Raw genomic sequence first — 23,591 nt, 5'->3', positions numbered from 1 at the left:
ATCCGATCATCGATGTAAGCTATGTATTTCAAAATCCAGCGCAAATCCGCCGCTGCCGTTCGGCGTCATGCGGATTTCCTTTGTTCCGAACCGCTGCATCCAGCAGTTCTCTTCGCCCAAGTACGGCTCGACTTCTTCTTTGACCCGCGAGTCTAAAAAATCGCCGGTGACGATCCACCGGCCGAAGCCCATCGGTCCGCTCTTCTTCCAATCTGCCGGACCATCATCAGGTATCAGCCACTCGCCGATTACAACGACTCCACCATTCTCCGCCCTCTTGATAACGGCCTTTAACGTTTCTGCCGAGAGGCTGGAGCCTCCAACCAATGTGAGCTTGGGCTTTCCAAGCTGTTCCGCTGTAACATGATGGTCATAAGCAACCACATTATGAACCGGGTAAAAGAGCGGATGCACCGGCTGTCGTTCGCCGTCTGTGTAGCCGCCTTCTAATGGAAAGCGGTCCAGAGGCACATTGCGCTTTAATTCGTGTCTTGGGAAGCTGTAGCCGGGAATGTGCATGCAGCTTCCGTGAGCTGGTATGGCGCCCCGGCTGAGCAGATGCCAAATGGCAAACACGCTTTCGCTTAAGGTAACGTCCGCCGGGTCCATCGTCCGGTTGCCGAACAGCCTCTTGTTTTGCCCGTAATTACTGTCATCGGAATGAATGACCGCGATATCGGCTTCCGCTTGCGAGTGGTGCCAGTGAAGCGGATGCTCTGGAATGAACCGGCGCACAAACTCCTGCCAAACGTCGCCGAACTCGGTTGTCACGAATCCGCCGGACGTATGCTTCATCAGCACGTCGACATTTTCCACAAACAGATGGGATGGCCCCATCAAATAGCCCATTCTCAAGGCGGAGGCAAACTCCTCAGGCGAATGACCCGGAAATCCGGGAAACCTCGTAAACCATGCACCCGTATCCGGTCCCCAAAGATCGGCGCAGATCCACATCGATCTGCCGTACTGCTTTGCCGCTCCCAAAGCCGTCGACAGCTGCAGCGATTGGAACGATTCCTTCATAATTTTAGGGCAAATATCCATCCCTGCCCGTGCATATGTATGGTAGCTCGTCGGAAACACGTGCTCGGATAATAACGGCATCGAATTCCGGGCATATCCTGATCGCTCCAGCAGGTTTTGCACATGCCGTACTCTCTCCTCCACTGACCGCTCTACCGCCTCACGCGATTGCTGCAAATCGAGGCCGTCCGTGCTTCCCCAATGCGGAAACCATCCATCCTTACGGTACTGCCCCGCATTAATCTGTAAATGCTCCGGCTCGTCGTACAGCTGGCCGATACAGCGGCCCGATCGAGCAGCCTCCAGCATATCCTCGTCGGAAACATCGTACCGGTTGGTTCCCTCCACCCAAGGACCATTAATGTTACCGTATTCATTGCCTAAGCAAATATCCATATCCGCTTCGGCAATATCCGTAATTAGCTCCGAATAGCCCTGCCCGCCGGGAAGCATATGGTGCACATAAAAGTCCGCTTCCAATCCGCGCAGCATGCTCAGAAAAGCCTTCGGCGCGGGCTTGTTGTCCTGCGACGGAACTATGCTGCCGGTTCCCGTCCGCATAATACGATCCGATGCGTCCCCGTCCCACGGATCCTGCCAAGCTACGACGGGGCCTTGAATGCCTAACTTCGGTTTATGTATCATACGCTACCCCCTCGAACGACTGCCGGATGAGGCACAAGCATTCCGCCACTTCCTCCGGCTTCGCATGCTCCAGTATTATAGGAACGTCGGGAATCCGGTCTCGGAGCAGCCTTGCATATACGCCCCATTCCGACTGTCCGGCTCCTACCCGAGGCGTTGTAAATCCTTCCTCGCTGTAGAGCGTATCTTTGGCATGCGCTATAGGGCTATACCTGCCGATATGGTCAAAAATGGCCGTGAACGCTTCTTTTTGCCGGCCCAGTTCGTCCTGCTTCAAATAATTGAACGGATCCATAATCAGCCCGAGACCGTCAGTGCCGAGCCGTTCCATAAGAGCCTCTGCCTGCTCAGGTGCTGCCAGAACATTCAGCGCGAATCCTTCGACCAATAACACCGCATTGTTCTCAACAGCCCGGCTCCGCAAGCGGTCAACGATGTCCACCAGCTGCTCCCACGCTTCTTGGGAACGGTTTCCTTCGTAATCGCGCCATGCGTTCGTCGGATGCAGGCTTCCCGTTTCCGTCGCAATATACCGGGTACCGTATGCTGCACATAGGTCTATCATTGTTTCCAGCTGTGCCAGCTTCTCTTCCCGCTTGGAGAGATTCGGGTTGAGCAAGTTCGTGTAGCCCGACAATCCCACGACCGAAATCCCGTAATTTTCAAAGATGGTTCGTATTTTTTCAGCGCGGACCAGGGAGAACGGCTCATCGTCCATGATATGCAGCTTCTGCTTCGGGTCTACCTGTACATACATCAATCCGTGCTTGCTTGCCTCCTCGGCCATAGCCTCTGCGGACCATCCCATATAGACGTAACTCATGAAACCCAGCTGATTCATCATACGCTACCGCTTCCTTTCAGCACGTCCGTCCGTTCCACCACACAGCCTTCCTGGCTGGAGATAACCATAGCCGAGGTCATGGCGATCGTCTGTAAATTATCCTCCGTAGTCACCGGCGGACGCTGGCCTTGCTCCAATGCCGTTATGAAAGCAAGCATCGATCCGGCGAACGCGTCGGGAAACCAGGTTCCTTTCAGCTTGATTTCATGCACCACGTTCTTATGCTTGTTCAGCGCCATGTAGAGCGTATCCTGAGTGCACCACAAGCTTCCTTCCGTACCGTCCACCCACCAAGTATTGCTGTGAGAACGGTTGGCTTTGGCTATGTTGTTAAAATGCAGCGTGGCCATAAGAGGATTTCTTCCGCCTTTCGGTCCGAACTCGACGTTCGCGGAGTAGATCAGCGGATCGATTGCATTTTGCTGCTTCAGCTGCGCAGTCGTGCAATGCACGCGTGACCACTCTTCCGCCGGATAAGGGTTGAAGTAACGGCACAAGTCGACGTAGTGCACTCCGTGATCGACGATATTGAAATTGTTCATCTTCGTCCACCACCAGCCGGCTTGATCCTGATACGAGCGCATATGATGATGAATGCTGTAAATTTCGCCGATGAGATCCTGCTCGATCACCGTCTTCAGCGCTTTATGCGCCGGAGCCCAGCGCGCCTGCTGATTGACGCCGAGCACGATGCCGAGCCGGTCCGTCTCCTCCTTCAGCCGCTTCGCATGCTCCATATCGAGCGCCAGCGGCTTTTGGCATAATACGGGGCGAGGCGCCCTGCCGATTTGCCTCAGAACGTCCAATCTAGGCTCTGGATGAAGCGCCAGATCTATGACTGCCACGTCCTCCATTTCCAGGAGCTCGTTTACATTGGTCGTCCAGCGCGGGATATCGAATTTTTGCGCCGTTGCGCGCGCCGCTTCCTCGCTGACGTCGCAGCAGGCGGCAATATGCAAGCCGTATTTGCGGTATGCGGGCAGATGAGCCGTATTGGCGATGTTCCCGCAGCCGATCAGGCCGATTCCGTATTTCTTAAGATCCGCTATATGCGATTTTCTCGGCAAATAATCATCCGGTCTAATAAATTCCATAGGTTTCACCTCTCGAATTTAACTTTACACCAGTTCAAAAAAACATATATAGGTTGTTCCTGCTTACTTTTGGGGCGAATCGGAGCAAGCAGGCTGAAATAGAGATGGCTGGGGCAGGTTAGGATGCGGGTTGGTGAACAGACATTGTGCGTTTTTCTGTTACTGGAGCATTACCAGGTGTGGTGATGATGCCTGACTCCCTAGTGGGAGAGTGCTTGAGTGACATATGCGAAACGCTGTGGGTTCGAGCATGTCGCGTGCATGAGAGCGATGGCGCGATTGAGACGGTTTTTGGAGCGAGGTTTGCGGATGATTCTTGTGTTGGAACGAGTGTGTGCAGATACTGCTCGTGTTGGTGTGATGTGTGCGGATGCGACTTAATGTGGAGCGATGTGTGTGGTCGCTGCTCGGGTTGGTGTGATGTGTGCCCACGCTGCTCGTGTTGGTGTGACGTGTGCGCACGCTGCTCGGGTTGGTGTGATGTGTGCCCACGCTGTTCGTGTTGATATAGTGTGTGCACATTGCTCGTGTTGATGTGACGTGTACCCACGCTGCTCGTGTTGGCGTGATGTGTGCGCACGCTGCTCGTGTTGGTGTGATGTGTTCGGATGCTGCTCATGTTTGTGTGATGCCCACGCTGCTCGGGTTGGTGTGATATGTGCGGACGCTGCTCGTTTTGGTGTGACGTGTGCAAATGCTTTGCATGTTAAAGCGAAGTGTACAGATACGTTGCATATTTGGGAGATTGATAATAGGGTGACAGCTTCATGACGTCCCTCAGATCGATCGGACACTGGTTCCGTTATTACGCCAAAAATGCCGCAAAATAAAGGGGATGTGGACCGTAGATCCGTTATTTGCCTAAAATCCGGTCAATTTGGAGCAAAAAATGGCCAATAACGGATCCCATGTCCGATAACCTCGTAGAAACATCATTTTTCGCGAAATAACGGATCTCCTGTCCGATCCATCGGAAAAGGTCCTTTTCAGGCTGTAGCTTTTCAGCGTTCAAACTGTTTCAGAAATTCATATACAGTGGCGCTCATATTACTTCTATATAGAAATAATACGAAGTGTCGCCAGCCGACCATATCGATTTGATCCATATCAAATATTTACCTGCTTCTTTGGGTACAGTTAGTCTTTGGTCAACAAGAGTCAGTGGTACTGTTTGATAGCTTGTTTCTTCCTCTATGAGTATAGAGGCATTCAATATGTCGGGTTTCATCTCCTTAGGATAACTTATTATGATGTTGGATTCTGGTTTTACCCGAGTAGGATCAACATCAAAATATTCCAAAAAACTGGATATTCTGCTAGTATCAATACAACTTAACCAGCATGCGCTGCCCTGAATTAAAGGAATTTCTTGCATCCATTTCAATCCTGTCTCAGATTGGTTATCGTAATAAACAAAGGGGACAGGTGCCTTTGTATAATCATCAAACTTCACGTTAGACTGCTTAATATGTATTTCCTTCGACCGACCATCATATTCAATATCCGCTGCCATGTTCTCCGCGACAAATCGAATAGGTACATACACGTGACCGTTATAATTGATGGTTGAATATTCACTGTCGTGCGGTACGGGGATGTGATTAAAAATAAATTTTGCTGAAAAAAGATAATCTTGAAATGTGCTTGATGCATACGCTGCGGTACAAAAGGAAAGCGCTAATCCAACTAATAATCCTGAAACAAATTTTTTCACAGTTCACACCACCTATCCCATTTATAAAATTAAACGCCATATCGCTTCCATTCGTTTCAATATTATGGTAAAAATACCTTCCCTATATCTCTTCAATCACCAGACTATCCACCGGGTCCACTTATCCGCTTCTTTTCCGTACACACTCCCCAACATCTTCCTTTCATCGAATTTGATCTTTTCAACCTCCTACCCATCCAGAGCAACAACAAAAACAGGCCATCCCAATGAGACGGCCTGTTCACGAAGCTTACTTTTACAACGATACTTGCGTAGTCTCCGCCAGATGAGCGTGATTCCGCATAGTGAGGACATAGGAGGTTCCTTCTACGGCGTCGAATTCCGTTAGGTGCTCCGATACGCGGGTAGAAACCGGCTTACCGGCTGTCTCCACCAGGTAGGAAGCTTCAGGACGAGTGCTCACTACACGGCAGAGATTGTTCTTGGTTGCTTTAATCACACAGTGGGTCAACTCCCCGTTTTCCCATTCCATATCGATTTCAAAACCGCCCCTGGCACGAAATCCGGATACTTTTCCGTTGCTCCATGCTTTTGGCAGCGCCGGCAGCAAAGCAATTTCCCCGCGATGGGACTGCAGCAGCATCTCGGCAATACCTGCCGTGCCGCCGAAATTGCCGTCGATTTGAAACGGCGGATGGTTGTCGAACAAGTTCGGCAGCGTGGAGATGGCGAGCAGCAGACGGAGGTGCTCGTAGGACTCCTCTGCATCCAGCAGGCGCGCATAGAAATTGATGATCCAAGCCCGGCTCCAGCCGGTATGCCCTCCGCCGTGCTCCAGCCGGCGTTCCAGAGTCCGTCTGGCCGCCTGCGCCCACTCCGGAGTATGGCGGGCATGAATGATCTCGCCCGGATGCAGCGCGAACAAGTGGGAAATGTGGCGGTGGCCGGGATGCACCTCATCCCAATCCTCCACCCATTCCATCAGCTGGCCGTGCTTGCCGATTTGCGGCTTGGGCAGCTTGCGCAATGCCGCTTGCCATTGGGATCGGATGGCTTCATCCATTTGAAGCTCGGACGATGCATCTACACAAGCCTGCAGCAGCGTATACACGATTTGCGAGTCCATCGAAGGCCCTATGCACAGGCACCCCACACTTCCGTCGGAGCCGATATATTTGTTCTCGGGCGAGGTGGAAGGCCCTGTGACGAGACGTCCTTGCTTATCCTCAAACATATAATCGAGGAAGAAATCGGCCGCCTCTCTCATCACCGGATAGGCTCTTTCGCGCAGAAACTTCGGGTCCATACTGTACCGGTAATGCTCCCACAGATGCAGCGATAACCAGGCTGCGCCCATCGGCCAAATCGATCCGGGCATAAAGTTGCCTTCAATATGCGTGGCTCCCCACATGTCCGTATTGTGATGCGCGACAAATCCTTTGCAGCCGTACACCTTTTGCGCCGTAATTCTTCCATTCGGACGCATGCGGTCGATCAGATCGAACAACGGCTCGTGGCATTCCGCCAGATTGCATACTTCGGCAGGCCAATAGTTCATTTCGGTATTGATATTGATCGTATATTTGCTTTCCCATGGGGGCGTGAAGCTTTCGTTCCATATCCCCTGCAAATTGGCGGGATTCGAACCGGGACGGGAGCTCGCCATCAACAAATACCGTCCGAATTGGAAGTACAGCGAAACTAATGCAGGATCGTCCCCGCCGTCTTTGAACCGCTGAAGCCGCACATCTGTAGGAAGCAAGACGGTTTCACTCCGGCTTTCCGGCATCCCCAGCTCGAGATGAACTCTTTGCATTTTCGCAACATGATCTGCCAAATGATCCTGCTTCACCTGCTCATAGCCTTTGCCTGCCGCATGCTCCAGCTGTTGGATGCATTCGCCGAGCGGATCTTCACAGCGGAACGTCGTTGCTGCAGCCAAATAGATTGTCACGGATTTGGCATTGCGGACCGACAAGAAATCGCCGATGATACTGACGGAGCCTCCATCGGCAACGGCCTTCACCGCTGTACACAAAGTAACGCCATCACGGCCGCACTCCCCGCGCATTACCAACGTATCCTTGCCGAACCGGTGCGAGCCTTCGTCGAACGGCCTGCGGCTTAAGTTCATCCGCAAATTCAGCACGGCCGGACGATCGCACGAAACCCTTACAACCAGCACCTGATCGATTGCGCTGCTGAACATTTCCCTGACATGACGCACATCATTTAAGCTGTAACGTACCTGCGCCACACCCTGCTCGATATCCAGCCCTCTGTAGTAATTGGAGATCATTTTCTTCTCGCCGTCATGGTACAGATGCAGTTCACCAAGAGGCTGATAAGGATGAAGCGATTTCGGAATGGACATCATCCCCATTTGGGCAATTTCTTCCGCTTCCACATGATTTCCATGCATCAAAAGCCGGCGCACTTCCGGCAAATACTTTCGTCCGTCGGGGTTGTTGCCGTTAACCGGCCCTCCATACCACACGGAATCCTCGTTCAGCTGCAGCCGTTCCTGATTCACTTTGCCGAATATCATCGCGCCCAGCCGTCCGTTGCCGATAGGCAGCGCTTCCGTCCAGGCTCTTGCCGGTTTTTCATACCATAACTTCGTATCTCTTGGTACTTCGCGCTTTTGTCCCATGAAATCTCTCCTTAAACGGTTTTCGTGGCATAAGGTGCCTTCCTTGTATTATCTCCGGTCAGGGGTCAGTCCGGCCTATTTTGAATGTGCCATCGCCAGTTGGATGCTATTTGATTCCGGAATGAGCCATCGTGGCAATGACTTTGCTCTGGAATAAAAGGAAAATGATTAAGTTCGGCAAAAACATGAGCAGCGCCGCAGCTGCAGCAGCCCCTTGACGGGCAACGTTGTTGGCCATCCCGCTTGTAAGCGTCGAAATATAGAATGGAAATGTCTTCATCTCCTCCTGCTGCATAAACAGGGTCGACGTTTCTGTATTGCCCCATGCCGCATTGAAGGCAATGATTCCGATTGTCGCAACCGCCGGCATAATGACCGGAAGGACGATTTTCATAAAAATCGTATATTCCCTAGCTCCGTCCATTTTCGCAGAATCCAGCAGCTCGTTTGGAAGCTGGTCGATAAATTGCTTCATCAAAAACACGCCTGTCGGCACGGCCACCATCGGCATGATATGCCCCAAATACGTATTCATAATGCCGAGCTTGCTGACCACCAAATATCTGGGAATAGCAACGGTTTCCGGCGCAAACAACAAGGTAAGCAGAATCATCCCGAAAACAACCTTATGTCCCGGAAATTTATGCTTCGATATCGGATAAGCGCACATCGCGCTGACTATGGTTACGATAATAACGCAAAGAATCGCGACCACTACACTGTTAAAAATGTATCTTGTTATCGGGATAGCCGTTCCTTTCGTAATCGCCAGCAGCTCGACAAAGTTCTGGAACGACGGATCCCGGGCAAAAATATTCGGCGGGTATATAAAAAGCTCCTGATACGGCTTCAGCGCATGATTGAATATATAAATGAGCGGCATCAGCATGAACAGGCTTAATACAACGAGCAGGAATACGGCAACCTTCTCGGATGTTCCAAAACGATTCAGCTTCGAGCGCCCTCCGAAACTCCTGAATTTTCCGAGCAGCTCTGAGCCCACCAACTTCATCTATTCGTCCTCCTTCGTGCCGAACAATCTCCAACAGAGCTTATTGGCCAGGTAAATAACAATGAGCAGGAACACGGAGAGCGCGGACGCGTAACCAAGCTCAAAACGGGTGAAGCCGTAGTCGTCGATTTGGCTGATAATCAAGTGGCCCGAGTATTGCGGCGTCGGATTCGTTCCCGACAGCTGCGTGCCTATTCCGCCCGCTTTGAACGCACCGACGATAGCCATTACCGCTCCGAATAACATTTGCGGCTTGGTTGACGGGATCGTAATATACCATATCTCTTCCAATTTGCTCTTGATGCCGTCCAGTCTTCCTGCTTCGTACAGCTCCGAGTTCACGTTCAAGATGCCTGCGAGCATTGCCAGAAAGCCTATACCCATACTGGACCATAGCGTAACGACGATCATGGAAGTCATCAAATACTCTTTGCTCGTAACCCACAATATCGGTTCGCTGATGAAGCCCAGTTTAATAAGAAAGCTGTTCAGGTAGCCGATCCGGTCGCCGGACAACAGCGGCAGCCAGATGATGCTCATCGCAACCCCGCCCGCAAGGGACGGGGTATACAGCGCGAGCGTAAACCATTTGCGGTAAACGCCGGGCAAAATCGAGATGAGCCATGCCAGCAAAAAGGCGGCGATATAGCCTCCCGGCCCGACAATAGTAGCGAATTTAAACGTATTCGGAATGGCATACTTGATCAGAATCAAGTCCTGCGACAGCATGTACTTGAAATTGTCCCAGCCGACGAAGCGCGGTGGCTCGAGCGAGTTGTAATACGTGAAGCTGAGACCGAAGGCAGCGATAACCGGGATCATGATGAAGATGATGAAGCATATCATGAAAGGCAAGATGAATACATAAGATGCCCGGTAATCCCACATCTGCTGCAAATAGGACACTTTAGTCTGCTTGAAGCGTTTCGTGGAAGTATGCGCCGCCGGCAGAGTTTGCGTTTCACTTTTTAACATACTTATCCACTCCTTCCCACGGCTTCGTTATTCTCGGTAATTGTAGTGACTTCAAGACTTGGCCGTTAGTATCGATGAAATGAAACTCCTGCATTTTCCTTTGAATTTCCCTATCAATGTCGACGATGGCGGTTTCCAGCGACGTCCTGTAATTGATGCCGTCCACGACGGTACGGTTCCATGCGTTCTGAAGCTCGCGCTCCATGAAATAGCTGCCTGGAACGTTAGGAATTTCTCTGAACCATCTCCACTGCTCCATAATCGCTTTGAGATCGTCATCCTTCCATGGAAGCTTCACGAACGCATCGATATTGGACGTATTCCAGCGGAAGCTGACGCCGTTCAGCGTCTCTAGGTCGGTCCCGTACCTTTCCTGCACTTCAGGCGAAGTCCACCATTTCAAGAACTCCCAGCTTTCCTGCGGCTTCTTCGTCTGTTTGAAGATAGCCGAGGACTGCATGCCTCCACCCATCCAACGGGCGACCGTTCCATCGTCCTGACGCACTCCGGGGATCGGGGCGACGCCCCACCAGCCGTTCAGCTCGGGAGCGGCTACCGTCAATTCGATGTACATGCCGAGATCCGCTATGCCTAGTGGAATCGTTCCGTCACGGAAATGCTGGTAAAAGCTCGACAACGAGCGGTCCACCGCATATTTATTGTACAAATCGGTCCACTTCTTGAACGAATCGAAGCCTTTTTCCGAGCCGAGGGTTGTCTTCGAGCCGTCCTCCGCGAAATAATCCGCCCCGTTTTGCAGAAAGAAAGGAATGTGGCCTACGGGGGTAATATTCATCCCGTTTTGCTGTAGTACAGGCAGCATTTTGTACAATTCGTCCCAAGTATCGGGTAGGTTCAAGCCCATATTTTGCAAAATGTCTTTGCGGTAATACATCATTTGGAACGTTTGCGTCTCGGGCATGCCGAAGTATCCCCCATTATAATAGAAAGGAGTCCAAGAACCCGGGGCAAAACGCTGATAGATCGTATCAAAGTCCGGGAACTGCTTCAGATCATAAATCCCGTTTCGCAGCGCGTATTCGAAGGGCAGATCCTGCGACAAGCCTAACGCAACGTCCGGTGCAATCCCGGCCGCATTCATTAAAACAAGCAATCCGGCATCGGGGAGCAGATTGACTTTGACCTTGATTCCCGTTTGCGGAGTAAACGATTCGTTGGCCAGATCCTGAAGCAAATTCACGTAATCTCTTCCCCGCAGTACCCATACGTTAAGCACGTCGTCCTGGATTTTATTCAAATCCTCCTTCGGCATGAAGGAGTAGAAGAAGTTGACGAACGCTCCCTGGATTTTCTGGGTAAAGGTCGCTTCCATTCTCGGAAAGTCCTGACCGACCGGCACGACGAACAGCCGATCCAGCTGCAGCGGCTGCGAGCTAAGCTGCTTGATCAAGTCTCCGACTTTCCCCTGCAGCGTTACGAACCTGCCCGCTTCATATGGAATTTCATTTTTATCTTTAAGAAGTGACTGGATATCCTGCACAATCGTAACAATACCTTGGGAAACAGCATCCGGACGTCCGTTTACCGTTTCCAGCCGGATACGGACCGCATCCAAGTTATCGCCTAGACCCGTCATCTCCTCCAGGAATCCCGGGAGATCCTTTTCCATATTCCATGTGCGGTCCTTATCGTCCACTCCGCCTGTCAGCGCTTTTAAATCGGCTGCAAGCTTTTTCAGCTCGGCGATGCTTTTCTCCAGCTCGATAATAACCGCCTTCAGCGGAGCTTGGGTGACCCGCATGGAAATGGTATTCGTACCTTTTTGCAAATAAAATTCGTACGGCTTGCCTTCCTCGTCTCCGAGGGTAATGCCTTTCCAGCCGGATGCGTATAAGAAACGGTATGCCTTCAGCTCTGAAAAGGGAACCTTGCCGTTGACGGTAATAGACCGGAAAGACGAGCGGTTCGACAGGAATGACTGCTGCGCGCGCATGCCGATTTTATAATAGCCGGTCTCCGGAACCTCAAAGCTCCAGCTGACCTCCTGATTTCCGGTAGACCACCGTTGACCGTCGATGGTGTTATAAGTAATCTTCCCTCGAACATAAGGGACAGAGGCGATATCGTTGTCATATGTGAGCGGTATGGACGAATCGTTCTTCCATTGCACCTGCTCCGCTTCAATTACAATGGGACCCGCATTTACTGGGGGCGCATCTGAAGGGAGTCCGCTTCGCACCGTTTTATAGTTTTGCGTTTCAACCGGTGCCTTGAAGGAGATCGATTCAATGGCAACCGGGTCGCTTCCGGCTAACCGGATCTTGTGCTTGCCCGGCGGTAAATACCATAGCAATGGATCTTCATAAGCGCCGCCCAAATCGCGGAACGAATCGGTAATCCAGCCGGAGATGTCTTCGGCCATCGGCCTGATTTCATCCCCGTTGTCGTCCTTTCTTGCAGGAAGCTTATCCTTCCAATGCCGGAACAGCTGTACCGACTTGGATTCGAGAAACGGATTCGAGCCGTCCAGCGAAACGTTCCAGGCTATCGGCTTGCGGTGTTTCGAATCCACGAACGGATGGTAGGCTAGCTCTATCTGGTACAGTCCGCCCTTCTCGACGGCGAGCTCGTACTCGATCCATTCGTTTCCTTGCGCGTTCCAAATCATAATCCCGTTTTTCCCGTTATAGGCACCGACCGTAATATCGGCATTCCCGGATTTGGCGGCTAGCTGGGAGCCCGGTATAGTTATGCTCCCGCTATGCTGGGTTGTCGCCCCGCTTTGCTTCCACCTCTCCAGCACTTCAAAATAGTATGGATCTGCGGATCTAGTCTCACCCGCTTCATTATTTGTCCCGATGGTCTTTGCGCTCTTCTCGCCTGTTCCCTTAGAATTTGCGTTGTCCGCCAATCCGGGAAGCGTCGGCCCCAGTACAAAGACGAGCGCCGTAAGGGTCGCTATCCATGCCCGAGTTCGCAACAACGTCTTCAACTCCATCCCTCCGCTGATTCTTTAGCTTTATGTATCGCTTCAAAAAGTGAAACATGCAAATTTAACGTTAATACGCCAAATTATCCATTGTATCTTTATCGAAAAAGAGCGCTTTACGCATATTGAGAGTCAAGGTCAGCTTCTCATCCTCCATAAATGGATGATCCGGCCGGGTCCGGACGATGAACAAGCTCGGAGCTCCGATATCCATGTACAAGTACATGTCTGCCCCCATCAATTCGTTTATTTTCTGCACTCCCGGAATTTGAGCTCCCGGATTGGCATCCCGCAGATCCGCTTCAAGATGAACATTTTCACAGCGGATACCCATAATCACATTCCGGTTGATTTTGTTTTTATTGCGGAGCAAATCGGACTGCTCTTGCGGAATTCGCAAGTAGTACCTGCTCGTATGGAATTCCAGCAGGCCGTCGGAAGCCTCCACAATTTGCCCTTCGACCAGGTTGATGGGAGGAGTTCCAATGAAGCCGGCAACGAACATATTGCGCGGATGGTTATAAATCCGCTGCGGCGTATCCACCTGCTGGATGACACCGTCTTTCATAACAACGATACGGTGTCCCATCGTCATGGCCTCCACCTGATCATGAGTCACGTAGACCATCGTTACCCCCAATTGCTTATGAAGCCGAATGATCTCGGTTCTCATTTGGACTCTTAGCTTCGCATCCAGGTTGGACAAAGGCTCATCCATCAGGAACACTTGAGGATTGCGCACGATAGCCCGGCCTAACGCTACGCGCTGACGCTGACCTCCAGATAGCTGCCTCGGCTTTCTGTTCAAAAACTGCTCGATTTCCAGTATTCTCGCCGTTTTTTTGACCGCCAAATCGATCTCATGCTTAGGTGCTTTGCGCAGCCGCAGGCCGAAGGCGATATTCTCATAAACGCTCATATTCGGGTACAAAGCATAGTTCTGAAACACCATCGCAATGTCCCTGTCTTTCGGCGGCAAATCGTTAACCAGCTGCTCGCCGATGTACAGCTCGCCTGAAGAAATCTCCTCAAGCCCCGCAATCATCCGGAGTGTCGTCGACTTGCCGCACCCGGAAGGGCCTACCATAACGAGAAACTCTCCATCGTGAATTTCCAGATGAAAATCTCTTACCGCATATCCCTTATCCTTACCGTATTTCTTTTCGATGTGATTCAATAGAATGCGCCCCACTGCGGCACCTCCGCTAATCATTTTATTCCCTCTATTTGAGAACGGTTTCATTTGTTGCCCGCAAACGGTTTATGCTTGTATATGCAGCTTTCTTAACATGGCCTGGGCCTAGCACCCTTTGGTTCACTGAGGTGCCTGCACGGCCAATTCTCCTTCAGTTTTTACCATTATACCTCCGCCGATTTACATGATTATAGGTGATGATTACTTACTCTATAGGGTAATCATGCTCTCAGCCTTCGAGCCAGCCAATCATAGCCTTGGCGCCCCGAAATCTCGTGTTTGCCGGGAAAAAGATCCGCCCCCAGCCTCTCGGCTGCGTCCTCTTCCTTGTAGATCCGCTCAAGAACGGACAGGGCATCAAGTACGGAGGATACGGGAAATAACGGGTCTTCCTGGCCTGATTCTACAAATAAGGCTCTGGGCGCAATCAGCCCAATAAGCTCCGGAAGGTCCGCATAACGTAGGATGGACGGCAAATAATTGTCTATGCAATGATTCATCGCGAGCAGACTGCCTCTGCTTGTGCTGGTAAATGCACACAGGACGACCGCCTTGATTCGTTCATCCAATGCAGCCGATAAGGACGCGATCAGCCCCCCGCCAGAAAAGCCCATGCAGCCGATACGCTCCGGGTCTACCTCCTCCCTGCTTAGCAGGTAATCCAAGGAACGCATGGCTTCGGCAATGCGAAGCCCCGCTAAGGTTTGCCCATGCAGCAGCAGCCGGGATGCAAGCGCAAAGCAGGAGCTCGATTTCCTCGGGTCCTTCCCCCGGTCCGCCGCAAGCCGCCGGTCGCCGAAGCCTATGATTTCGGGAGCTAGAACCACCATCCCCCTCCGTACCAGCTGTACGGCAAAATGCTTATGAATACCCGGCTCACCCTCGTCCGCGGTTCCATCCGGATTTAAGCCGACGATCTCCTTGCTTCCATACCCGTGTCCGTGCCAGGCGATCACGGCAGGCGCTTTATGCTCGAGCCTCTTCGGAATGAGCACATAAGAAGGGATTCTCAAATCCTCTGTCGTTGTGAAAGCAACGCGTTCCATAATGTAATCTTTCATTTCCACTGATTCCAGTACAACCGGTTTCAAGTCGGCCCCGGCCATCGCATCCGTTGCGCCCCCCATCGCCTCCAGCAGTCTTACCCTCACTTCGGTTTTCCTTTCCTGCCAAGGCTGCTTATAGGCAATGCTCCGTACTTCATCATACCGGTCATACAACCGGTTCATATACTCATCAGGTGACCACATTGTCGATCCCTCCTATTCACTCTGCATTATGAACAACAAAAAGAGCTGCTCCATCATCATGGCCAGCCCCGAAAGGTTAAAACGATATCGCTTTGTCCTCAAACTCCTGAAAGTTTTGCCTATACTGACGGGGAGTTACTCCGGTTTTTTTACGAAACAACGCATGGAAAAACTTCATATCCAAATAGCCGACTTGATTGGCGATCTGATAAATCGGGATGTCCGTTGACTTCAGCAGCTCGCAGCACTTTTGAATCCGTACGTTTTGCAAATATTGAGTAAAGGTCAGCCCCGTCGTCTTCTTAAACAGCCTTTGAAAATGGCTGGCGCTCAAGTAGAAATAATCGGCCACATCCTGCACCGTAATATTTTGCGTGTAGTTGCATTTGATGAAATGGACCACTTCCTCCAGCTTGCTGAAGGATGCGGGCTCCGCTTCATTCATCAATTCAAATCGCTTCAGCATGACGAGAATCTGAATTAATAAAGCGGTCAGTACGGTTTCGAAACCGGTGTTTCTCTTCAAATATTCCGAATACATCGTTTGAATGATCGACGAAAAGGTGTCGTGCTTGTCTTGAAAGTGCAGCCACCGCTCGGAGCATTCGTGAGGATAATAAAAAATATTGTATGTATAGCATTCCTTTTGAAGAATATGCTCCCAATCCTCCAGCAGCTTCGACCGGAATATGCAGTTGTAAATGACAAGCGTCTTATCCTGCTTGGGAGACGACGGACGAAATACATGCGACGTCCCTACCGGGATGACGAACAAGTCGCCCTGCTTGGTTGGGATCACCTGATCTTCTATGTAGTGATAGCCGCTTCCTTCACCCACAAAGCTGATTTCCATAAAATCATGGGTATGCTGCTCGGTTGTAAACGATTCCAATTCGCGATTTATGAATATGTCCATATTTTCGTCGAAAAAGAGGTCACCGCTCAGATGACCGATTCTTCCGCTCATGACCATCACCTCAGGTACATGATTTTTTTTACCACAATAAAATTTGTAAGATTCCGAGGTCATCGGATGTAAAAATTCTATATAGCGATAAAAACAACCTCGATTACGAAGCGAGTTTTGCTAAAGCAAAACTTTAAGGTCGCTCCACTGTGAAAGGACGCCGATAGACGTTTTTCTCACATCCGCGTAAGATGAATCCCTTGAATGCGTTTCCAACTCATACATTACTGCTCCTGTTACTTTATCCCCCACACTGTCTGAGCTTGTAAACTGCAAGGGGAGTTCGGCTTGTTGAAGCAAGCTATTAGCTGCTCTCCCCTCAGCGCTTCTTTCCATTAGCATTCTGTATTATAAACACCCCCTTTGATAATGTAAACATTTCCCATTGATGCAACTTCATACTAGCATTATATATAAGTCCGATGATGGTTGCGTGGTGGTTATCTGCTCAATCTATAGGGGGATTACACTCAATCCGGGAGCTTCAGCATACAAAAAACGACCGTTTCCGCCCTTATCTACTGTATTTCATCTCTCATCTTGGGGGATGATCTCGTAACGGCAGCCCGCTTCGGTCTGAAAGCAGACATCCGTGCCACAGCTCTCCAATGGAACCGCCCGGCCTTCCAGCCTAACCTGAACAGGCCAAAGTGTCACGAGACGGCACGTTTTCCCTGCATGGGAGTAAAGGGTCGCGCGTGTAAGCTGGCCTTCCTTCCATTCCATATCGACCGTGAATCCCTCACGTGCCTTAAGTCCCCGTACGCTGCCCTGCTTCCACTGCGGAGGGAGCGCCGGAAGCAGCCGGATCCTGCCCCTGTGGCTTTGAAGCAGCAGCTCGGTGATGCCGGACATGCCGGCAAAATTGCCGTCGATTTGAAAAATATCCATCTTCACCTTCGGATGCCGATGGGCGTTCATCATATTCGGGTGAAGCCCCGCCAGCAGTTCGTTAACAAAACGGTACGCTTCCATGGGTTCGCCTAAGCGCGCCCAGAAGCTGACCGTCCACGCGCAGCTCCATCCTGTGTGCGCTCCGCCATTGGCAAGCCTGCGTTCGAGCGAAGCCCGGCATGCTTCAGTCAGCTCAGGCTCATCCTCGCGAGTAATCAAATCCAACGGGTGCAGCGCTACAAGATGAGCGATATGGCGGTGGCCCGGCTCGTGCTCATCGTAATCCTCGTTCCACTCCTGCAGCTGACCGTATTGTCCGATCCGGAACGGCGGCAGCCGCTTAAGCGCGCGCTCCCACTCTCCGCGAAGCGCAGGGTCCTTCTTCAGCAGCAGGCTTGCCTCTATGCAGCTTCCGAACAAATCGCGAATGAGCGCCAAGTCCATTGTCGCCGCATGAGTCACACTGCTTACTTGCCCGTCAGGAGCAATAAACCGGTTCTCGGGCGAAGTGGACGGGCATGTAACCAAATTACCGTCGGGCCCCTCGACTAACCAATCCAGACAAAACATCGCCGCCTCTTTCATTGCAGGATACGCTCGCTCGAGGAAAGCCTCATCCTGGCTAAATGCATAATGGTCCCACAGATGCCTGCACAGCCACGCTCCCGCCATCGGCCAGAAAGCCCAGCTGGGTGACCCGTCTACGGGTGTGGCCGTACGCCATAAATCGATGTTGTGGTGAGCGGTCCAGCCCCTGCAGCCGTAGTGGATTGCGGCCACTTTGCTTCCCGTAACCCGTAACCCTTCAATCAGCTCGAACAACGGCAGATGACATTCCGCCAAGTTACTGACCTCTGCAGGCCAATAATTCATCTCCAGATTGATGTTGGTCGTCCAGCTGCTGCACCAGGGCGGCTGTATTTTATCGTTCCAGATTCCCTGCAAATTGGCAGGCTGTGTTCCGGCCCTGGAGCTGGATATCAGCAAATATTTCCCATATTGGAAAAATAGAGCGGCCAAATCGGGATCGTCCGCCCCCTGCTTGACGGCCCATATCCGCTCGTCCGTTGGAAGGCCGCTCTTATCTTCCCCTCCAAGATCAAGGGACGTTCTGTTGAAAAGAGAAGTATAATCGCGCGAATGCCGCTCCTTCAAGCGCTCATAGCCTAATTCAGCGGCATTCGCGAGCCATTGCTCGCACTGGCGCGACGGGGCTTTGTACAACGCAGCCGGGTCTTGATCGTGGCCGCTGAAGCTTGTCGCTGCGGACAACAGCAAAGTGATCGTACCGGTGCCGGTGACGCGAATACGTCCACCGCTTACTTCCACTTTGCCTTGCTCGGTATGAGCTTGAAGCTGCAGCTCGAAGCCGATGCCTTTGCCGTCCGCATACAACACCGGATCGTCCGTCTTGACCGTATTCGGACGCACGTGATACGGGCAGCGTCCGGATAGTGCGATCCGGTTGGAGGAGGCTTTGCTCACGGAGTACATTAGCGGGCTGTGCAGAACAACGCTGAAAGATGTCTTACCCTCGCTATGAAGACGAACCGCCATGACTTGGTCGGCAGCGGAGACGAACACCTCCCGCCGGTAAAGAACTCCGTTACTCCGGTAGTGGACTCGCACGATCCCTTCGTCCAGGTCAAGCTCCCGGCGGTAGTCCGTTATCATTCCCTGCTCGTCGAATAGGAGCTCCACATCTCCCAGCGGCAAATACGACTCTATTTCCTGCCCCTCCATATACTGCTCGATCATCTCCTCCGCTTCCTCATACTTCTTCGAGAAGATCAGATCCCGCACCGTGTCCAAATACAGCCTAGTTCCGTGACGGACCGTATCCCGGGGTTCCCCCGACCATAAAGTATCCTCGTTTAGCGCAATTCGTTCCCGGTCCGTCCCGCCGTATATCATGCCTCCGAAACGGCCGTTTCCGACAGGAAGCGCCTCGAACCAACGTTTGGCCGGCCTTGTATACCAGAGCACGGAACGTTTCTTATTCATCGATAATTCCCCCTTTTTGAGCAAAGGAAGGGAACCGTTCAGCCATCCGCTTCCAACGCCCGCAGGACGACCCGCACGATTCCCTCCCTTGTCCTTCAACTACTCGTACAACCAATCCAAGGTATCCACACCGTCATTTTTGTGCTCGACATCCCGCTGCCGGATTTCCTGATCGGCGGGAACGATGCCTAATATCAGATAGGCCCCTCTTCCGAAATCAAGAGTATGCCGCCCCGCATCGAACTGAAACGCATGTACGTTAACCGACGGGTATGCATACAGCCGCAGCCCTTTGCGCAGCAGCGGCGCATAGCCGCCTTTATCGTCCGCATGCGTATTCTCCTCCAGGCTCGGTGCCTGAAGCCACTGCTGGTCCGTGGAATTGAAGTAGCCGATTAGCACCCGTGACGGCTGCGACAGCTCTAGTTCCAGGGACACGCCGCGCAGCCCCGCCTCTCTCTGGCCGAACCGTATCCCCGTCAGTCCGTTAAGCTCTTCCGCACAGCCGATGATATGGACGTCTCCGTCTGTGAACACCTGAGCGCCTTTCTCCACACGGAACGTTTCCGCAGGACCGGAGTGCAGTAAGAACGGAGCTTCCTTGCAAGGAGCAATCGGCTCCTTCATGTTTCTTACCGCTTCAGGAGTCGTCCCCGACTTCAATTCGTCGATATGGATCCGGAATCGCTCCAGCTCCTGCTCATAAACCGGCAAGCAATCCCGCCAATGCTTGAATTCCAAGCCGTTACGGATTGGCACCTTGCGCTGCGGCGTCTGCATGCTGTTCGCGGCCAGGTAGGTCCTCTCCGTTAAAGCCGTCAATTTCCGGTAGCTGTCCACGCTTGCCGCAAGCCGCGCATAGGCTTGCTCCAGCAGGTCGACGCGCTGAAAATAATCGCCTTTCACTGTATGCTTATAGGTCAATACCAGCATGGCGGCCCGGACTTTATCGGCATAAACGGCCACCATAAGGCCGATGGCGCGGATATCGCTGTACAGCCGCTCGAACTCCTTCTCGTTGCGGGTGACAAGACCACGTGCCGCTTCGATAGCACGCAGGGCATCCGCCGCATGCCGCTCCGCATCGGCAATAATATCCGGCGGCGTCTCACCGACGTGAGGCTCGCCATTCAGCTCCTTGCCGATGTAATCCTCCAGCCGTTCGCCCTGCGGCGACTGCGATTCCCACAAGTCCGGCCATGGCATATGCCGCTCCGGATTCGTGAGCTGGCTCATCGTCATCCCGAGGCTCATCGTCTGACGGTTCCCCTCAGTTATGCCGAACCTTCGCAGCAGCTTCGGCGCGCATTCGCCCGCAGCCTCATAGGCCTGAAGAACGGCCGCCCCCGCTTCCATTCCACCGTATCGCTCCCCAAGCGTTCCGGCCCAATAGTGCCTCTCGGCCTCCGGATCCCGATCCGGGTTCCAGGCGTAGCGGAACCACGCGGCGAACCATACCCAATCGCGGTCGATCTGTCTAAGCCGCGGCTGTCCCGCCTCGGGAGCATCCGGAGAATACGGCCAATCCCAGAAAAATAACGGATATAGATGAAGTCCGTTCGACTTCAGCCGGTATTTGGCCGCCTGCATACATTTTTGGATGAACGAAGGCGCCCCGTACCGGAAAGGCTCCAGATTGGCCAATATGTGCACGTTGACGATATGAATCGTCTGGAGCGATCCGAGACGTTCGTGAATGCCCTGCCATTTGCCTCTCGGCGTGTACGTGGTTAACGATTCGCCGTTATATTTGGCTTCCGTGTACAGATTCGGATACAGAGGCAGTGCAGCCTCGATGACCTTCTGCGGCTCAATGGCATGCGATCGCAGGATGATCGGCGGCTTTTCCTTAACATCCAGATCCTTAAGTCCTTCCTGTAGACCGGCCAAAATGGTTTCGTTAAACCATTCCACCCCATAGATGTGACCTTGCAGCGCTTCTCCGAGGCATACCATCAGCCCTACATTCGGGAACGTGCGTACAAACGCGGCTATCGATTTCTTGTAGTAATCGCTCGTAACCGGAAGCGGCTTCGGCTGATGCAGCTTCAGCCCGTGCTTCTCAGCAAACGGCAGCGGAATATGAATGTTGTAAAATTTCAGGACAAGCCAAATGCCTCTGCGATCCGCTTCCTCCGTCAGCCATCGGAACGTCTCCACATTGAGCCTGTATTCTTCTTCCGTAACCTCCAGCGCCTCCGGGTAATCATCCAGCTTCAGCAACGAGGAGAACGGATGCCCGCTCCACAAATAGATGATATTGCAGCGCTGCTCCAACAGCATGTTCAAAAAATCAAGCCATAACGCACGGTCGTAAAACCATGGAAACCGCTCTGGCGTTATCGGATATTCATAGGTTTGCCTTGGCGGCTCCACCGTCGTTTTTTGCAAGCCGATGGCCGGTCCCCTTAGCGCAAAGCTCGGAGCATCGCCGTAGGCGAGGTCCTCCTCCAGCTTCCCTGCCTTGCGGATCCGCCGGGCCAGCTCCTGACATCCGTACAGCACGCCCGAGTCGTTTCCTCCGGATACCGTAACGAGGCTTCCTGGGCATGACGCCAGGTAAAAGCCTTCCTTCTCCGGTTCTTCCGTATGATATAGCAGCACGTCGCGCTCTTCCAGCTGCCCGAGAAATCCGGACTCTGTGCGATTGCCTACATAAATCTTAGGCCCGTCCACAGCCCGGTAGCGGTCCCATCTCCAAACGGTTACCCCCTCAGCCACTTCATACCCGCATTCCCGCAGGGCCTCTCTTATCAGTTGTATCCCGTATTCTACCCGCGGTGCGGGACTGGGCTCAAACCCTAGCGTTACGATCTTCATTTAGGCGTTCCCTCTCTTCCATTGCGTTGCTTATTTCAAGAACAGCTCAATAACCGGCACAGCAACATTCGGCTGCTTCACCGGAAGCGACAAGGTAAGCGTGGAGTCGTCTCTTCCTTCGCGGAAAGCCCCTTCCTCGATGCCGCTTGAGACGAAGCCTTCCTTAAAGCGGATTTCCGATGCGTCGTTCAGCAGCTGGGCATATTCCACCTTGCCGGCAAATCCGCGAAGATGGATATTTTTGAACGGCCAACTGTATACATGAAGATACATCCGGTTCGTCTGCTCATTGTAGGTCAACCGGCAATCGGGAGGGCACTCGAACGACTCCGGCGCTTGTGTGCATCCGTAGATCGATCTGCTGTGGCGCTTCATCCACTCACCGATTCCTTTCAGCCGGTCGATCGCACGCTCGTCGAATTCACCACGGCCGGTCGGACCTACATTCAGCAGCAGATTACCACCCTTGCTTACCACGTCGATCAGCATTTTCACCAGCACATCTACGCTCTTCCATGTATCCTCTTCACGGTGATATCCCCATGAACCGCTGAACGTATGGCAGGTTTCCCATACGACGCGTTTGCCCCCGACCTGGACCCATTTCGAGGGGATATACTGCTCCGGCGTCGTAATGTCGCCTCCGATTTGAAGGCGGTCGTTCAGTAAAATGTGCGGCTGTAAGCCCCGAATCATCCGGACCAGCTCCTCGCTGCCCCAATCCGCCTTGCCTTTGCCAGGCAAATCGTTTTCCGCAGGGAACGAAAAATCATAGAACATTAAGTCCACCTTGCCGAATTCCGTCAAGAGCTCCTTCGTTTGTCCGAACAAATACTCCCGGTAAAGCGAGAAGTCACGCTGCGCGCTTTCGGCAATAAAATTCGGATCGAAGCGAAGCGGATGCTTCGGGTCGACCGTATAATGCGGGTGATGCCAGTCGATCAAGGAATGGTAGAAGCCGACCTTCATATTGCGATGGCGAAACGCATCCACCATCGGCCTCAGAAGATCGCGTCCTGCAGGGGTATTCGTCGCTTTGTAATCCGTCAGCTTGCTGTCCCACAAGCAAAAGCCTTCGTGATGCTTCGTCGTCACCACAAAATATTTCATGCCTGCATCGGACGCCAGCTTGGCCCACAGCTCCGGATCGTACAAATCCGGCTCGAAGCGCTTGAAATATTTGCTGTATGCCTCCGGGCTCATTCTTTCTCTGGATTGCAGCCATTCGTGTCTTGCTCCTAACGAATATAACCCCCAATGGATAAACAAACCGAACCGGTCGTTCGTAAACCATTCGCTGTCGCCTGTTGTACGTACCACTTCATAACTCATTGTTTGTCCTCCTCAACTTGGTCGGATTCAAGCGGTTGTGAGGCTGCCATAACTTGAAATCCGTTTGTATCAGTTTACAAGAATGTCAAGCTGCCATTATAGGGCGAAAAAGTCTTTATTATAGGTGCCGCCTAGCACCGATAATGGTTTTTATTCATTTAAAGATAAAAACGAGAAAAACCTCTATCGAGGTTCCCGCAGAGGAATGACCGCGTTAAGAGGCTGTTTTTATCATTTAAAGAGATCTATGGTGAGGGC

At 52.2% G+C, this 23,591-nt stretch carries 14 protein-coding genes; all 14 read right to left on the bottom strand.

The window, feature by feature from the left end; translation table 11 throughout:
- Positions 1-6: 6 nt before the first annotated feature.
- Entirely contained in the window at positions 7-1,668 is a 1,662-nt protein-coding gene (locus tag ACFQ88_RS17755) for a hypothetical protein (RefSeq protein ID WP_379455012.1), read from the bottom strand.
- The gene (locus ACFQ88_RS17750) at positions 1,658-2,512 is read right to left on the bottom strand and encodes a sugar phosphate isomerase/epimerase family protein (protein ID WP_379455011.1); all 855 of its coding nucleotides are present in this window, start codon (positions 2,510-2,512) and stop codon (positions 1,658-1,660) included. Before ACFQ88_RS17750 ends, ACFQ88_RS17755 begins: the two co-directional genes overlap by 11 nt.
- Positions 2,509-3,606, bottom strand: coding sequence for a Gfo/Idh/MocA family protein (locus ACFQ88_RS17745; protein ID WP_379455010.1), 1,098 nt, complete (start codon positions 3,604-3,606; stop codon positions 2,509-2,511). Before ACFQ88_RS17745 ends, ACFQ88_RS17750 begins: the two co-directional genes overlap by 4 nt.
- A gap of 1,042 nt (positions 3,607-4,648) precedes the next feature.
- A complete protein-coding gene (locus ACFQ88_RS17740) occupies positions 4,649-5,320 on the bottom strand; it encodes a stalk domain-containing protein (RefSeq protein ID WP_379455009.1) in 672 nt (223 codons plus the stop codon).
- Positions 5,321-5,576: 256 nt separating this feature from the next.
- On the bottom strand, positions 5,577-7,934 hold the full coding sequence (locus ACFQ88_RS17735) for a glycoside hydrolase family 95 protein (RefSeq protein WP_239625969.1): 2,358 nt from the start codon (positions 7,932-7,934) through the stop codon (positions 5,577-5,579).
- Between the two features lie 106 nt (positions 7,935-8,040).
- Positions 8,041-8,946: a carbohydrate ABC transporter permease gene (locus tag ACFQ88_RS17730; RefSeq protein WP_239625972.1), complete on the bottom strand. Its 906-nt coding sequence runs from the start codon at positions 8,944-8,946 to the stop codon at positions 8,041-8,043.
- Positions 8,947-9,921, bottom strand: coding sequence for a carbohydrate ABC transporter permease (locus tag ACFQ88_RS17725; RefSeq protein ID WP_239625974.1), 975 nt, complete (start codon positions 9,919-9,921; stop codon positions 8,947-8,949). It lies immediately after the preceding gene.
- Complete coding sequence (locus ACFQ88_RS17720; RefSeq protein WP_379455008.1) at positions 9,908-12,880, bottom strand: extracellular solute-binding protein; 2,973 nt, start codon at positions 12,878-12,880, stop codon at positions 9,908-9,910. Before ACFQ88_RS17720 ends, ACFQ88_RS17725 begins: the two co-directional genes overlap by 14 nt.
- A 61-nt stretch (positions 12,881-12,941) precedes the next feature.
- The gene (locus ACFQ88_RS17715) at positions 12,942-14,063 is read right to left on the bottom strand and encodes an ABC transporter ATP-binding protein (protein WP_379455854.1); all 1,122 of its coding nucleotides are present in this window, start codon (positions 14,061-14,063) and stop codon (positions 12,942-12,944) included.
- 224 nt (positions 14,064-14,287) lie between these two features.
- Positions 14,288-15,316: a dienelactone hydrolase family protein gene (locus ACFQ88_RS17710; RefSeq protein ID WP_239625978.1), complete on the bottom strand. Its 1,029-nt coding sequence runs from the start codon at positions 15,314-15,316 to the stop codon at positions 14,288-14,290.
- A gap of 76 nt (positions 15,317-15,392) precedes the next feature.
- Positions 15,393-16,283, bottom strand: coding sequence for an AraC family transcriptional regulator (locus tag ACFQ88_RS17705; RefSeq protein ID WP_239625981.1), 891 nt, complete (start codon positions 16,281-16,283; stop codon positions 15,393-15,395).
- A gap of 528 nt (positions 16,284-16,811) precedes the next feature.
- Positions 16,812-19,181 (bottom strand): glycoside hydrolase family 95 protein, encoded by a 2,370-nt coding sequence (locus tag ACFQ88_RS17700; RefSeq protein ID WP_379455007.1) that lies wholly within the window; start codon positions 19,179-19,181, stop codon positions 16,812-16,814.
- Between the two features lie 99 nt (positions 19,182-19,280).
- The gene (locus ACFQ88_RS17695) at positions 19,281-22,001 is read right to left on the bottom strand and encodes a hypothetical protein (protein ID WP_379455006.1); all 2,721 of its coding nucleotides are present in this window, start codon (positions 21,999-22,001) and stop codon (positions 19,281-19,283) included.
- Positions 22,002-22,031: 30 nt separating this feature from the next.
- On the bottom strand, positions 22,032-23,333 hold the full coding sequence (locus ACFQ88_RS17690) for an alpha-L-fucosidase (RefSeq protein WP_379455005.1): 1,302 nt from the start codon (positions 23,331-23,333) through the stop codon (positions 22,032-22,034).
- Positions 23,334-23,591: the final 258 nt, after the last annotated feature.

The organism is Paenibacillus sp. NPDC056579, from assembly GCF_042793215.1.
In the GTDB taxonomy this organism is placed as follows: domain Bacteria; phylum Bacillota; class Bacilli; order Paenibacillales; family NBRC-103111; genus Paenibacillus_S.
This window is presented reverse-complemented; position numbering and strand designations above follow the sequence as displayed.